The organism is Psychrobacter sp. 16-MNA-CIBAN-0192, assembly GCF_040309565.1.
In the GTDB taxonomy this organism is placed as follows: domain Bacteria; phylum Pseudomonadota; class Gammaproteobacteria; order Pseudomonadales; family Moraxellaceae; genus Psychrobacter.
The window spans coordinates 1-238 of sequence record NZ_JBEOOX010000701.1 but is presented as its reverse complement, the minus strand read 5'-3'; the positions used below and the strand labels follow the sequence as shown (position 1 = coordinate 238).

General features: G+C 46.2%; 1 protein-coding gene. It reads left to right on the top strand.

Annotation, left to right across the window (positions count from 1 at the left end):
- Positions 1–238, top strand: a 238-nt coding sequence (locus AAEY78_RS14905; protein ID WP_352340269.1) for a M20/M25/M40 family metallo-hydrolase, incomplete at both ends; no start/stop codon positions are given.

Sequence of the window (238 nt, the reverse complement as noted above, 5' to 3'; positions counted from 1 at the left end):
CCAGAAGGTAAGCTAGTGTCTGCTTGCCAGCGTGCGATTAAAGCAGTGACCGATGTTGATACTACATTGTCTACGTCTGGTGGCACATCAGACGGACGCTTCATTGCGCCAACAGGCGCACAAGTGGTTGAGCTTGGCGTGCGTAATGCCACGATTCACCAAGTTGATGAAAAAGTAGAAGTTGATGATTTAGGAAAGCTTGCGCAGATTTATGAGGGGATTTTAGAAAATTTACTAC